Here is a 13,311-nt window from a genome sequence, read left to right as displayed (position 1 = left end):
CGCCAAGCATGGGCAAGGTTACTGGCTTCATGGAGTACGAGCGTCTGGAAGAGGGCTACGAGCCCGTCCCCGCTCGCGTCAAGAACTACAAGGAATTCGTCATCGCGCTGAACGTCGACCAGGCGAAGCAGCAGGGCGCGCGCTGCATGGACTGCGGCACGCCGTTCTGCAACAGCGGCTGCCCGGTCAACAACGTCATTCCCGACTTCAACGACCTGGTCTACAAGGGCCGCGCGGAAGACTGGAAGAACGCCATTCACGTGCTGCACAGCACCAACAACTTCCCCGAGTTCACCGGCCGCATCTGCCCCGCGCCCTGTGAGGCAGCCTGCACGCTGAACGTCAATGACGACGCGGTGGGCATCAAGTCCATCGAGCACGCCATCATCGACCGCGCCTGGGCCGAGGGTTGGGTCACAGCCCAGCCGCCCAAGGTGCGTACCGGCAAGAAGGTCGCCGTCGTCGGTGCCGGCCCGGCCGGCCTGGCCGCCGCCCAGCAACTGGCCCGCGTCGGCCACAGCGTCACCGTCTTCGAGAAGAACGACCGCGTCGGTGGCCTGCTGCGCTACGGCATCCCGGACTTCAAGATGGAGAAGTCCCACATCGACCGCCGCGTCGAGCAGATGAAGGCCGAGGGCGTCGAGTTCCGCACCGGCGTGATGGTTGCGTCCCTGCCCGAGGGATCCAAGGTCACCAACTGGGCCAAGGAAACTGTTCAGGCAGACGAGCTGAAGAGCCAGTTCGACGCCATCGTGCTGACCGGCGGCGCCGAGCAGTCGCGCGACCTGCCCGTGCCCGGCCGTGATCTGGCCGGCGTGCATTTCGCGATGGAGTTCCTGCCCCAGCAGAACAAGGTCAATGCCGGTGACAAGCTGAAGAACCAGCTGCGCGCCGATGGCAAGCACGTCATCGTCATCGGCGGTGGCGACACCGGCAGCGACTGCGTGGGAACGAGCAACCGCCACGGCGCCAAGAGCGTGACGCAGTTCGAACTGCTGCCCCAGCCGCCCGAAGTGGAAGACCGCCCGCTGACTTGGCCCTATTGGCCGATCAAGCTGCGCACCTCGTCCAGCCATGAAGAGGGCTGCGAGCGCGAGTTCGCCATCGCCACCAAGGAATTCGTCGGCGAGAAGGGCAAGCTGACCGGCGTCAAGACCGTGCGTCTGCAATGGCAGGGCGGCAAGATGACCGAGATCGAGGGCAGCGAGCAGATCCTGAAGGCCGACATGGCTTTCCTGGCGATGGGCTTCGTGTCGCCGGTCGCGACCATCCTGGAGGCCTTCGGCGTCGACAAGGATGCGCGTGGCAACGGCAAGGCCGCCACCGAAGGCGCCAACGCCTACAAGACCAATGTCGACAAGGTTTTCGCGGCCGGCGACATGCGCCGCGGCCAGAGCCTGGTGGTCTGGGCCATCCGCGAAGGCCGCCAGGCGGCCCGCGCGGTGGATGAATACCTGATGGGTTCGACGACGCTGCCGCGCTGAAGCAGCGCCGCCTTTCCCCCTGCAACGCGACCTCCGGGTCGCGTTTTTCATGGCGCCGTAGCAATTGCTTACCGGGGCCTGCCGTTCGTCGCAGTGGCGCGAACGCCCGTCGAGAAGCCGCGCCGCGGTGCGCAGTTTTGCACGACATTCACGCCGGCCCTGCCGCAGAATGCCCCGAAACGACCACTTGATGGTCCCTCTGGCGAGCGCTCATCGCCTCGTCTTCGCACCACAGGAACTGCCCATGTCCCAATTCGCGCCTCCTCAGGTTCAACGTGGCTTCACGCTGATCGAGCTCATGATCGCGGTGGCCATCGTGGGCATCCTGGCCGCAGTGGCGGTGCCGCAATACAAGGACTATGTGCGCCGCGGCACCCTGCCCGAAAGCTTCTCGCAGCTGGCGGACTACCGGATCAAGATGGAGCAGTACTACCAGGACAACCGCGCCTACGGGACCACGGTCTGCGCCGACGGTGCCGCCGCCCCGAGCTGGAAGACCTTCGTCCCCAACGGCGCCAAGAACTTCACCTATGCCTGCACCCTGACCGCCTCCGGGCAGGGCTACACCCTCACCGCCACCGGCAAGACGGGTACGGTATCGGTTGGGCATGTGTACACCCTCAACCAAGCCAATCTGCAAACCACGACCACTTTCAAGAGCACGGCTGTGAGCGGCAAGAACTGCTGGCTCGCCAAGGGCACGGAGTGCTGAGGTGGCTATGAAGCGGCAGGCCCTGCGGGGTGTCACCTTGGTGGAGCTGGTGGTGGTGGTCGGCCTGATGGCTTTGCTGCTCGCGGCCGTGATTCCCAGCGCCAGCGCCTGGATACGCAACACCCAGATCCGCAACGTGGCCACGTCCCTGCAGACCGGGCTGCAGCGTGCCCGCGCCGAGGCGATGCGGCGCAACACCAATGTGCGCTTCTCGCTCGTGACCCTGAGCAACGTGGCGGTGATGGACAACAGCTGCTCGGTTAACGAAGACAACGCATCGTGGGTGATCAGCCTTGACGACCCGAGCGGCAAATGCGCGACCGCGGTCAGCGACACGACGGCACCCCGTATCCTGGACAAGCAGGCCGCCGGCAGCGGCTCCCAGAATGTCGTGGTGTCAAGCTCCGATTCTGGTGGCGGTGATGCCGACACCGTCGTGTTCAACGGTTTCGGCCGCGCTGTGGACATGTCGCCTGCGATAGCAACTCTGACGACGCTGGACATCGACAACAAGGTCCCTGGCGATGACTTCCGCGCGCTGCGCATCGTCATCGGGACCGGCGGCACCGTCCGGATGTGCGAGCCCAAGGTCGCCGCCAGCAGTGACCCGCGCAAGTGCTGACCCGCTGCATCATGGAGTTCCAGGCATGAAAACAAGCTCGAAGCTGAAGGCTGGCCGCGGCCGGCACACCGGTTTTGCGATGCTCGAAGCCCTGGTCGCGCTGTTGATCTGCGCGATGGGCGTGCTGGGCGTCGTGGGCCTGCAAGGGGCCATGACGCGCGCCCAGACGTCCGCCACCTTCCGGGCCGAGGCAGCCTTCCTCGCACAGCAGTTGCTCGGCGCGATGTGGACCGACCGCGCCAACCTGAACGCCTACGCCACGGCCAGCTGCGGGGCCGCCTGCACGGACTGGCAAGCCCGCGTGGCGGCCCGGCTTCCCGGCGGCCAATCCACCGTGACTGTGGCCAACACGGGGGTGGTGTCCATCGAGATCCGCTGGACGGCGGCCGGTGAATCGCAGAGTCGATTCAACATGGCCTCGTCCATCAACTGAGGGCCGCCCCGTGATGGTCTTGCATTCCAAACTGAACCCCGGCCGCAGCGCGCTGGGCCGTGCAGCCGTGCGTGGCGTGACGCTCATCGAGCTGATGATCGGGCTGCTGCTGGGCCTGGTCGTCGTGCTGGTGACCGCCCAGGTGCTGTCCTTCGCCGAAGGGCAGAAGCGCGTGACGACCGGTGGCGCCGATGCCCAGGTCAACGGCTCGCTGGGGCTTTACACCCTGCAGCGCGAGATCCAGATGGCCGGCTACGGCCTCATCAACGAGCTGTCCGCGCTCGGCTGCCCGATCTCTGCCAACCACACCGCCGGCGGCGCCTTCAACTGGCCGCTCGTGCCCCTGGTGATCACCGCCGGAGCCAACGGCGCCCCCGACAGCATCACGGTCATGTCGTCAGGCCGCGCCTATGCCGTGCCGGCGTTGATCAGCGTCGACCACCCGACCACGGCGGATCGATTCACGCTGCGATCGGCGGTGGGGATCTCGGCGGGCGACATCGTGATCGCCGTGCCCACCAGCTACTCCGCCACCAACTGGTGCGGCGCCTACCGGGTCACGGCGCTCGCCAACAGCAACCAGGCCGTGCATGGCACAACGTCGCCCTGGAACAGCGGCGCCCAGGTGGCGCCGGCTGCAGGCTACTTCGCGGGCGACCGGCTGATCAACGCGGGTCAACTGGTGCGGCGCACTTTCGCGGTGGACGCCAACTACAACCTGCAGCAGCAGACCCTGGACCTGACCACGGGCGCCATGCAGTCGCAGGAGTTGTTCCCGCAGATCGTCATGCTGCGTGCCCTGTATGGCAAGGACACCAACGCTGACGACGTCGTCGACACCTACGACAACGTGACGCCCACCACCAATGCCGGCTGGCGGCAGGTGCAGGCCGTGCGGCTGGCGCTGGTCGCACGCAGCGGGAGCTACCAGAAGGACGAAGTGACCGTCGCCGCGCCCAAGTGGGACGTTGGCACCGTGGGCACCGTCACCGGCGCCACCACTTGCGGCACCAGCAGGTGCCTCGACCTGACGATCAGCGGTGTACCGGACTGGAAGCACTACCGCTACTCGGTGTTCGAGGTGACGGCACCCCTGCGCAACGTGATCTGGGGACGATGAAATGATGAACTGCCACGCAATCACGACAACGCCGACCCGCCGGCAGCGCGGGGTCTCGCTGATATTCGCGCTGATCGCCCTCGTCATCATCTCGCTGGCGGCGGTGGCGCTGGTGCGGTCGGTGGACACCAGCGCGCTGGTCATCGGCAACCTCGGCTTCAAGCAGGACGCGACGTCGGCGGCCAGCCAGGCCGCCGAGTCGGCCGTCGCCTACCTGAACGCCAACGCCGGCACGACGCTGCACACGGACCAGGCAGCCGCCGGCTACTACGCCACCAGCCGCGACGCGCTGGACGTGACCGGCCAGGGTTCCACCGCCAACACGCGGGCGGTGGTGGACTGGACCGGCAACGGCACCGGCACCTGCTTGCTCTACGCGGCGGGCAGCTGGGGCACCTGCGTGCGCCCATCCGCCGACATCAGCCTCAATGGCGGCGCCAACACGGCGCGCTACATCATCACGCGGCTTTGCGCAGCTGAAGGTGCGCCGTCGGCGGTCGACTGTGCGGTGCCGACCGGCTCGGCGCTCACGGGCGGCGGCAACAAGGGCGTGCAGGACTACAAGGCGGGCAAGGCGCAGGCCCTCGTCTCGAATTCCCAGTACTACCGCATCGTCGTGCGCAGCACCAGCGCACGCGGCACCGTCTCGTTCACCGAAACCATGGTCCAGCTGTAGGCCACGCAGGAGATCAAGCATGAAAACGACCTCTTTTCTCCCTGGGTTGCGGTGGCTGGCCGGGGGCCTGCCCTTGCTGCTGGCCGCGGCGACGGCGAGCGCCGGATCGGCCGACCTGGCCGACCGGCCGCTGAGCAGCATGGCCAATGGCACGCTGGTGCGCTCCAACCTGATGTTCGTGCTCGATGACTCGGGCTCCATGAACGACAACTACCTGCCCGACGACGCGCCCACCGGCGACGTCTGCTTCGGCTGGGTCGGCGCCAACAAGATCTTCTTCGACCCCAACCGCAACTATCCGGTGCCCTTGAAATCCGATGGCACTTCGATGGCGAATGCGAGTTTCACGGCCGCCTGGAATGACGGCTACAAGAGCGGGTCGAGCACCGTCGATCTGAGCAACGACAACCCCGAAACACCCGGGGTCGTCGGGGCGACCATCGGCAACCCCAGCCAGTCGGTCACTTCGGCCGTGTGCGGCGCCAGAAACGACAACGCCTGTGCGGTGCCGGGCACCACCACCACGTCGAACTACGACAGCCCCAGCAATTCGACGACTTCCGTCGTGACGACCTACTCCCGCATCAATGCGCCCGGCAAGACCTGCAAAAGCGGCGTAGCAAACAGCTGCTCCCTTCAGACCACCATCACCACGACCAAGACCGAAGGCGACTACGGCCCTTTCCTCTGGGCGACGCCCAAGGCCGGGAAAACGGGCAGCAGCTGTGCAGGCCCCGACTTCGACGTCGTGCGCGCCCAGAACGCGACCGCCGCGCAAAAGCAGAACTACGCCAACTGGTTCTCCTACTACCGCACCCGCATGCTGGCCATGCGGGCCGGTGCCGGCATGGCCTTCGCCAGGATCGACGCCACGCGATTCCGCGTCGGCTTCTCCAAGATCAGCGAGTACGCCAATGGCGGCGCCAACAGCACGGGCTTCCTGAACGTCGGCGACTTCGATGGCGGCACGCAGAAGACCGACTTCTTCACCCGTCTGTATGGCACCTCGGGCAACAGCACCACGCCGCTGCGGCCAGCGCTGGCGCGGGCTGGCCGCTACTTCGCCAACCGGTTAACCGGGCAGACGGATCCGATGCAGTACGCCTGCCAGCGCAACTACACCATCCTGTCGACGGACGGTTACTGGAACGAGGGCAGCATCACGCACAAGGACCTGGCCGGCACCGTGGGCATCGGCAACACCGATGCGGGCGCGTCGGTGGCACGGCCGATGCGCGATGAGGCCAACGGCGGCGCCGGCTACGCCGACACACTGGCCGACGTGGCGCAGTACTACTACGTCACCGACCTGCGCACCGCGACCCTGGGCAACTGCACGGGCTCGGTCGCCAACCAGGACGTCTGCGACAACATCGTGCCGGTCGACACCAAGGACAACAACTCGGCCCAGCACATGACCACGTTCACGCTGGGCCTGGGCCTGAGCGGCACGCTGACCTACGACAAGAACTACGAAACCCAGCGCAGCGGCGACTTCTACGACATCAAGCAGGGCAACAAGGTGTGGCCGGAGCCGCTGTCCAACACGCTCACGGCTGTCGATGACCTCTGGCACGCTGCCGTGAACGGGCGTGGCACCTACTACAGCGCCAATAACGCGTCGGAGATGGCCGCCAGCCTCGTGGATGCGCTGACCCGCATCGACGCGGCCACCGGCAGCTCTGCCGCGGCGGCCACCAGCTCGCTGACGCCGTCGGCGGGCGATGACTGGTTGTTCATCCCCCTCTACACCACCAAAACCTGGGACGGCACCGTCAATGCGTTCAAGATCGACACCGGCACGGGCGCTGTGCTGAACCCCGGCACGCCGATCTGGTCGGCCTCCGATCGCATCAAGGGCCAGGCCTCGCGCACCATCCTGTTCAACAACGGCAGCAACACCCTCGTCGATTTCACCGAGGCCAACCTGACCACCGCCGGCAAGGTCAGCAACTTCCAGAACCTGTGCACCACGGGGGCGGAGAAGCTGAGCCAGTGCGTGACGATGGACGCGGGCGCCAAGCCCAAGGCCACGGCCGCCAATCTCATCAACTTCCTGCGCGGCACGACCACCTACGAGCAGTCCGCCAACGCCGATGCCGACAAGGTGTTCCGCACCCGCACCGGCCCGATGGGCGACATCGTCAACGGCGCGCCCGTCTACGTGAAGAAGTCGCCCATGAGCCTGGCCGACCCCGGCTACAGCGCCTTCGTCACGACGACGGCCTCCCGCCAGGGTGTGCTCTACGTGGGCGCCAACGACGGCATGCTGCACGCCATCAAGGTGGCGGACAACGTGGCCGACGCCACCGGCGGCACGGAGCTGTGGGCCTATGTGCCGTCCATGGTCATGTCCAATATGTACCTGCTGGCCGACGCCGCCTATGAATCCAAGCACCGCTTCTTCGTCGACGGCGCGCCGGTAGTGGGCGACGTGTACGACGGCACCAAGTGGCGCACCATTCTGGTGGGCGGCCTGGGCAAGGGCGGCAAGGGCTACTACGCCCTCGACATCACCGACCCGGCATCCCCCAAGGCGCTGTGGGAGTACAGCAGCGACGGCGACCTGGGCTACAGCTACGGCAACCCCATCATCACCAAGAACAAGGCCGGCCGCTGGGTCGTGATGTTCACCTCGGGCTACAACAACACCTCGGGCGTGGGCTATCTGTATGTGTTGGACGCCGTGACGGGCGCGCTGGTGGACGCCAGCAGCAAGATCGCGACCGCGGCGGGCAGCCCCTCCACGCCCAGCAACCTGGGCAAGATCAACGCCTGGGTGGATGACGACGAGCTTGCCGTCGCATCGCGCGTCTATGGCGCCGACATGCTGGGCAATGTCTGGCGCTTCGACTTCGACGACAACTATGGCGTGGCCGGCAAGGAAAGCATGCTGCTGGGCACGACCGGCAGCAACCAGCCCATCACGACCAAGCCCGTGCTGACCGAGATCATCAACGGCAACTACAAATACCCGGTCGTGTCGGTGGCCACGGGGCGCTATCTGGGCACCACGGACGTTGGCGACACCGCGTTGCAGTCCATCTACACCTTCAAGGACGACCTGACCGTGACCGGCCTGGGCGCCCTGCGCAGCAATGCCGGCATGGTCAAGCAGACGCTGAAGGCCGACCGCAGCGGCCTGGTGAGCGGCGCGACGATCAACTGGGCCACGCAGAAGGGCTGGTATGTCGACCTCAGCCTCAGCGCCGGCGAGCGGGTCAACGTCGACTTCGACCAGCAGCTCAACCAGCTCATCGTCGCCAGCAACATCCCGCAGCCGACGGTCTGCTCGCCCGGCGGTACCTCCTGGCTGTACTACCTGGACGTCGGTTCCGGCAAGCCGCTGCTGACCTATTCCAGCACGACGCTGGTGGCAGGTATCACGAGCATCGTCAGCTCCACCGGCAAGCTGCTGACCCTGGTGCAGCAGGTCGATGGCAAGAACATCTCGCGCGCAGGTGCCGACCCGATCACCGTGCCGCCAGGCACCCTGCGCCGCACCTCATGGCGCGAGCTGATGAACTGAAGGGCGCGCGCGCCGGCCCGCCCTGGTGGTGCCTGGCCGGGGCGGCGCTGGTGCACTTCGCGCTGCTCGCCTCCGGGGCTCAGGCCCTGAGCGATTGGAAGCGGGAGCTGCTGCTGCCCAAGCCCGGCGACACGCCGGCGGCGCTGACGGTCCGGTACGTGGCTGCGCCTGCCGACTTGCGGGTGGCGCCGGCCGCCGAGCAGGCACCGCCGGTGGCCGCCACCCCCGGCCCGGCGACAGAGGCGACGGCTCCTCCTGAGCCACCTCCTGAGCCTTCACCTGCGCCTTCACCTGAACCGGTGGCGGTGCCCACCGTCGAGCCAGCCGTCTATGTGCCGCGGGCGCTGCTCAGCGTGGGGCCCGTGGCGCGCACGGCCGTGCTGCTGCAGTGGCCCCCCAACTGGCCGCTGCGGCGTTCCTACACGGCCATCCTCAGGCTCTACCTGGACGAGCAGGGTCGGGTCGAGCGCGTCGAGCCCGATGGCGACGCCGTGTTGCCCGAGCCGCTGTTCGAGACGGCGCGGCAGGCCTTCATGGCCACCGACTTCAGCCCCGGGCAGTTGAATGGCCAGGCGGTCAAGTCCTGGGTACGCATCGAGGTGAGCTTCGAGTCGGACAAAGTCGCCGCTCCGCCATGAAGACCGGCTGTGCGGGAAGGCTTGGTGTTTCCCCTATCATGGCGCCCTTTCTCCCGCCCGGCTTTGGCCTGATCGCGTGAATCCCTCGGCACCTGTTCCCCTGATCGAACTGCGCAACGTCAGCGTCGGCTATGGCGACCGCGTCATCCTCGATGGAGTCAACCTGAAGCTGCAGCGCGGCAAGGTGCTGGCGCTGATCGGCACCTCGGGTGGCGGCAAGACCACCATGCTGCGCCTGTTCGGCCGCCAGCTCAGACCCTTGGGCGGCGAGGTGCTGTTCGACGGCCAGGACCTGGCGCCGCTGGACCTGGACGGCCTGTACGCCGTGCGCCGGCGCATGGGCATGCTGTTCCAGTTCGGCGCGCTGTTCACCGACCTCAGCGTCTACGAGAACGTGGCCTTCCCGCTGCGTGAGCACACCGACCTGCCCGAGGCCATGATCCGCGACCTGGTGCTGATGAAGCTCAATGCCGTCGGCCTGCGCGGCGCGCGCGACCTGCTGCCCAGCGAGATCTCCGGCGGCATGGCCCGGCGCGTGGCGCTGGCCCGCGCCATCGCGCTGGACCCCGACCTGGTGCTGTACGACGAGCCCTTCGCGGGCCTGGACCCGATCTCGTTGGGTGTCGCCGCCCGCCTGATCCGCGACCTGAACGACGCGCTGGGCCTGACCAGCGTCATCGTCTCGCACGATCTGCACGAGACCTTCCAGATCGCCGACGAGGTGGCCATGGTGGCCAACGGCCGCATCGTCGCTCAGGGCACGCCGGATGAATTGCGCCACAGCGACGACCCGCTGGTGCGCCAGTTCGTCGGTGCCGAGGCCGACGGTCCGGTGCGCTTCCATCAACCGGCCCGGCCCGTGGCCGAGGACTTCGGGGTGGCGTCATGATGGCTGTGGCCGCCAAGGTGGGCCTGGGCGTGCGCCAGATGCTCGCCGACTGGGGTGCCGCCGCGCGCCTGTTCTGGTCACTGCTTGCCTGTTCGCCGCGGGCGCTGATGCGCTTCGTGCTGGTGCGCGAGCAGCTCTTCTATCTGGGCAACCGCTCCCTGCTCATCATCGGCGTGTCGGGCCTCTTCGTCGGCTCCGTGCTGGCCCTGCAGGGCGACTACGCGCTGCAGCGCTACGGCTCCCGCGAGGCCGTGGGCCTGCTGACGGCGCTCAGCCTGGTGCGCGAACTGGGGCCGGTGGTGACGGCGCTGCTGTTCGCGGGCCGCGCCGGCACGTCGCTGACCGCCGAGATCGGCCTGATGAAGGCCGGCGAGCAGCTCACCGCGATGGAAATGATGGCCGTGGACCCGATTCAGCGCGTGCTGGCGCCGCGCTTCTGGGCCGGCTTCATCGCGATGCCCTTGCTGGCCGCGGTCTTCTCGGCGCTTGGCATCATGGGCGGCTGGCTCGTCGACGTGCCGCTGCTGGGCATCGACGCCGGGGCCTTCTGGTCGCAGATGCAAGGCGGCGTGGACGTGTTCAAGGACGTCGGCAACGGCGTCGTCAAGAGCCTGGTGTTCGGTGTGACAGTCACCTTCATCGCGCTGCTGCAGGGTTATGGTTGCAAGCCGACGCCGGAAGGCGTGTCGGCGGCGACCACGCGGACCGTCGTGGTGTCGTCGCTGGCCGTGCTGGCGCTGGACTTCATGCTGACCGCCATGATGTTTTCGATTTAGGGAGAAGGAAGGATGCAATCCTCTCGATATGACGCCTGGGTGGGCCTGTTCGTGCTGATCGGCGGCGCGGCCCTGTTGTTCCTCGCGCTCAAGGCCGGCAATCTGCTGAGCCTCAATTTCGACGCCACCTATCAGGTCTCGGCACGCTTCGACAACATCGGCGGCCTCAAGCCCAACGCGGCGGTCAAGAGCGCCGGCGTCGTCGTCGGCCGCGTGGAGTCGATCAGCTTCGACGACAAGACCTTCCAGGCCAAGGTGCTGCTCAATATGCACAAGAACACGCTGTTCCCCAAGGACAGCTCGGCCAAGATCCTGACCTCGGGCCTGCTGGGCGAGCAGTACATCGGCCTGGAGCCGGGTGCCGACGAGAAGAACCTGGCCAGCGGTGACGTCATCAAGCAGACGCAGAGCGCCGTCGTGCTGGAAAACCTCATCGGCCAGTTCATCAACAGCAAGGCGTCCGACATGGGCAGCGCGGCGCCCGCGGCGACCGCGTCGGGGGGCAAGCCGTGAGCCGGGTCCTGCGCATGCTGGCCCTGCTGGTGCTGGCGCTGAGCCTGGCCGGCTGCCAGACCGTGAAGGGCGTTGGCACGCGCATCGAGCGCGCCGTCGACAAGGTCATGGGCTCCAAGGGCCAGAAGCTGGACCCGTGGGAGTCGTGGAACCGCAAGGTCTTCGCCTTCAACGAAAGCCTCGATGCGAACGTGCTCAAGCCCGTGGCGACCGCCTATTCCGAGATCGTGCCCTCACCGATCCGCACCGGCATCGACAACTTCTTCGGCAACATCGGCGACGCCTGGTCGGCGGTGAACCTGTTCCTGCAGGGGCGCTTCAAGGCCGGCGTGGAGCAGGGCATGCGCTTCGCCGTCAACTCGACGATCGGCCTGGTCGGCGTGCTGGACGTCGCGACCGAGGCAGGCCTGGAAAAGAACAGCCAGGACTTCGGCAAGACGTTGGGCAAATGGGGCATGGGCACCGGCGCCTACATCGTCTGGCCCCTGTTCGGTCCGTCCTCGGTGCGCGACTCGCTGGCCCTGCCGATGGACTGGAAGGCGTCGCCTGCGGTCGTCTTCGACGACGGCAGCAAGAAGGTGCTGATCACGTCGCTGAACATCATCAACACCCGCGCCAACTTCCTGCGCGCCGGCGAGATGCTGGAAGGCATCGCGCTGGACAAATACACCTTTTACCGCGATGCCTATCTGCAAAGGCGCGGCAGCTTCGATGATGACGACGAGATCGAATTGCTGGTGCCGGGCAATGGGGCCTCGGCGCCGGCTGCCGCCGCTTCGGCGGCTTCGGCCGCTCAGCCCGCGGCCTCAGAACCCGCAGCCAGCGTGAAGAAGCCGGCCGAACCCGCCTCCGCGGCGTCCCGCTGACCTGATGTGCCACCAACGGTTACGTGCCGAGAGCCAACCAAAACCCGGGCTGCGGCGTTGAGCGCCCGTCCCGTCCCGTCCAGTGAAAGTGACACCATGACTCTGCTGACCTCCCTGCGCCGACTGCTCACCGTGGCCACGATTGGCCTCGGCCTCGTGCACGCCGCCCACGCGGCCGATGCCGGCGCGCCCGACCAGCTGATCCGCCAGCTGTCCCTGGAGACCATCGAGGCCGTCAAGGCCGACAAGGACATCCAGGGCGGCAACGTCAACAAGATCATTGCCCTGGTCGATGCCAAGGTGATGCCCCACGTGAACTTCCAGCGCATGACGGCCTCCGCCGTCGGCCGCTTCTGGCGCCAGGCCACGCCCGAGCAACAGACCAAGCTGCAGGCCGAGTTCAAGACCCTGCTCGTGCGCACCTATGCCGGCGCGCTGACCCAGGTGAAGGACCAGACCATCGGCCTGAAGCCGCTGCGTGCCCAGCCGACCGATACCGAAGTCGTCGTGCGCACCGAGATCCGCGGCAAGGGTGACGCCATCCAGCTCGACTACCGCCTCGAGAAGGCCGGCGCCGAATGGAAGATCTATGACGTCAACGTGCTGGGCATCTGGCTGGCGGATCAATACCGCAACAGCTTCGCTCAGGAGATCGGCGCCAACGGCATCGACGGCCTGATCAAGAGCCTGGCCGACAAGAATGCCAAGGCCGGCTCGACTGCCAAGAGCTGATCTTGAGCGGTCTGAAGCTGCCCACGCGGCTGCGCCTGGACGGTGCCCGCGCCGCCTGGGCGCAGATGTCGCCGGCCCTGCGCGCCGAGGCTGCCCAGGTGCTGGCCGCGGCCGGCCGTGAGGTCAGGCTGTCGGCCGCCGAACTGACGGATTTCGATTCCGCGGCGTTGAGCGTGCTGCTGTCGGCCGGGCGGCAATGCACCGAGCAGGGCGCAACGCTCAAGCTCGAAAACGCGCCCGACAAGCTGCGCGAACTGGCGCGCGTCTACGGCGTGGCCGAGCTGCTCTGGCCGCCTGCCGTGGCGGTTTGATCAGCCCAGG

Annotated in this window: 14 protein-coding genes; all 14 read left to right on the top strand. The window is 67.0% G+C overall.

Going from position 1 to position 13,311, the window contains the following annotated elements; genetic code table 11:
* Window positions 1-8: 8 nt before the first annotated feature.
* The 14 genes from AC1D2H_RS24850 (at window position 9) to AC1D2H_RS24785 (ending at window position 13,301) form a co-directional block, all read left to right on the top strand.
* The gene (locus AC1D2H_RS24850) at window positions 9-1,484 is read left to right on the top strand and encodes a glutamate synthase subunit beta (RefSeq protein ID WP_477930466.1); all 1,476 of its coding nucleotides are present in this window, start codon (window positions 9-11) and stop codon (window positions 1,482-1,484) included.
* Window positions 1,485-1,728: 244 nt separating this feature from the next.
* Window positions 1,729-2,196, top strand: a complete 468-nt coding sequence (locus AC1D2H_RS24845; RefSeq protein ID WP_477930464.1) for a type IV pilin protein — start codon at window positions 1,729-1,731, stop codon at window positions 2,194-2,196.
* Window positions 2,197-2,203: 7 nt separating this feature from the next.
* A complete protein-coding gene (locus AC1D2H_RS24840) occupies window positions 2,204-2,818 on the top strand; it encodes a GspH/FimT family pseudopilin (RefSeq protein WP_477930462.1) in 615 nt (204 codons plus the stop codon).
* Between the two features lie 25 nt (window positions 2,819-2,843).
* Window positions 2,844-3,251 (top strand): type IV pilus modification protein PilV, encoded by a 408-nt coding sequence (gene pilV, locus AC1D2H_RS24835; protein ID WP_477930461.1) that lies wholly within the window; start codon window positions 2,844-2,846, stop codon window positions 3,249-3,251.
* Window positions 3,252-3,264: 13 nt separating this feature from the next.
* Window positions 3,265-4,371: a PilW family protein gene (locus tag AC1D2H_RS24830; protein WP_478012786.1), complete on the top strand. Its 1,107-nt coding sequence runs from the start codon at window positions 3,265-3,267 to the stop codon at window positions 4,369-4,371.
* A 4-nt stretch (window positions 4,372-4,375) separates the two neighbouring features.
* Entirely contained in the window at window positions 4,376-5,047 is a 672-nt protein-coding gene (locus tag AC1D2H_RS24825) for a pilus assembly PilX family protein (protein WP_477930459.1), read from the top strand.
* Window positions 5,048-5,066: 19 nt separating this feature from the next.
* Window positions 5,067-8,576 (top strand): pilus assembly protein, encoded by a 3,510-nt coding sequence (locus tag AC1D2H_RS24820; RefSeq protein ID WP_477930458.1) that lies wholly within the window; start codon window positions 5,067-5,069, stop codon window positions 8,574-8,576.
* Complete coding sequence (locus tag AC1D2H_RS24815) at window positions 8,555-9,214, top strand: energy transducer TonB (protein WP_477930456.1); 660 nt, start codon at window positions 8,555-8,557, stop codon at window positions 9,212-9,214. The genes AC1D2H_RS24820 and AC1D2H_RS24815 overlap by 22 nt, the downstream gene beginning before the upstream one ends.
* 76 nt (window positions 9,215-9,290) lie before the next feature.
* Window positions 9,291-10,103 (top strand): ABC transporter ATP-binding protein, encoded by an 813-nt coding sequence (locus tag AC1D2H_RS24810; protein ID WP_477930454.1) that lies wholly within the window; start codon window positions 9,291-9,293, stop codon window positions 10,101-10,103.
* Entirely contained in the window at window positions 10,100-10,879 is a 780-nt protein-coding gene (mlaE, locus tag AC1D2H_RS24805) for a lipid asymmetry maintenance ABC transporter permease subunit MlaE (RefSeq protein WP_477930452.1), read from the top strand. Before AC1D2H_RS24810 ends, mlaE begins: the two co-directional genes overlap by 4 nt.
* A 12-nt stretch (window positions 10,880-10,891) precedes the next feature.
* Window positions 10,892-11,392, top strand: coding sequence for an outer membrane lipid asymmetry maintenance protein MlaD (gene mlaD / locus AC1D2H_RS24800; protein ID WP_477930450.1), 501 nt, complete (start codon window positions 10,892-10,894; stop codon window positions 11,390-11,392).
* Window positions 11,389-12,258, top strand: a complete 870-nt coding sequence (locus tag AC1D2H_RS24795; RefSeq protein ID WP_477930448.1) for an MlaA family lipoprotein — start codon at window positions 11,389-11,391, stop codon at window positions 12,256-12,258. Before mlaD ends, AC1D2H_RS24795 begins: the two co-directional genes overlap by 4 nt.
* A 96-nt stretch (window positions 12,259-12,354) precedes the next feature.
* The gene (locus tag AC1D2H_RS24790) at window positions 12,355-12,990 is read left to right on the top strand and encodes an MlaC/ttg2D family ABC transporter substrate-binding protein (protein ID WP_477930446.1); all 636 of its coding nucleotides are present in this window, start codon (window positions 12,355-12,357) and stop codon (window positions 12,988-12,990) included.
* A gap of 2 nt (window positions 12,991-12,992) precedes the next feature.
* On the top strand, window positions 12,993-13,301 hold the full coding sequence (locus AC1D2H_RS24785; RefSeq protein ID WP_477930445.1) for an STAS domain-containing protein: 309 nt from the start codon (window positions 12,993-12,995) through the stop codon (window positions 13,299-13,301).
* Window positions 13,302-13,311 lie beyond the last annotated feature (10 nt).

Source organism: Roseateles sp. P1_C1_2, from assembly GCF_056406535.1.
The sequence above is the reverse complement of the archived record's forward strand: the minus strand, read 5'-3'. Positions and strand labels throughout refer to the sequence as shown.

Coding starts and splice junctions, on each gene's coding strand:
- AC1D2H_RS24825 (WP_477930459.1), top strand. CDS start 4,376: ATGAACTGCCACGCAATCACGACAACGCCGACCCGCCGGCAGCGCGGG.
- mlaE (WP_477930452.1), top strand. CDS start 10,100: ATGATGGCTGTGGCCGCCAAGGTGGGCCTGGGCGTGCGCCAGATGCTC.
- AC1D2H_RS24850 (WP_477930466.1), top strand. CDS start 9: ATGGGCAAGGTTACTGGCTTCATGGAGTACGAGCGTCTGGAAGAGGGC.
- pilV (WP_477930461.1), top strand. CDS start 2,844: ATGAAAACAAGCTCGAAGCTGAAGGCTGGCCGCGGCCGGCACACCGGT.
- AC1D2H_RS24840 (WP_477930462.1), top strand. CDS start 2,204: ATGAAGCGGCAGGCCCTGCGGGGTGTCACCTTGGTGGAGCTGGTGGTG.
- AC1D2H_RS24830 (WP_478012786.1), top strand. CDS start 3,265: ATGGTCTTGCATTCCAAACTGAACCCCGGCCGCAGCGCGCTGGGCCGT.
- AC1D2H_RS24845 (WP_477930464.1), top strand. CDS start 1,729: ATGTCCCAATTCGCGCCTCCTCAGGTTCAACGTGGCTTCACGCTGATC.
- AC1D2H_RS24790 (WP_477930446.1), top strand. CDS start 12,355: ATGACTCTGCTGACCTCCCTGCGCCGACTGCTCACCGTGGCCACGATT.
- AC1D2H_RS24815 (WP_477930456.1), top strand. CDS start 8,555: ATGGCGCGAGCTGATGAACTGAAGGGCGCGCGCGCCGGCCCGCCCTGG.
- AC1D2H_RS24820 (WP_477930458.1), top strand. CDS start 5,067: ATGAAAACGACCTCTTTTCTCCCTGGGTTGCGGTGGCTGGCCGGGGGC.
- mlaD (WP_477930450.1), top strand. CDS start 10,892: ATGCAATCCTCTCGATATGACGCCTGGGTGGGCCTGTTCGTGCTGATC.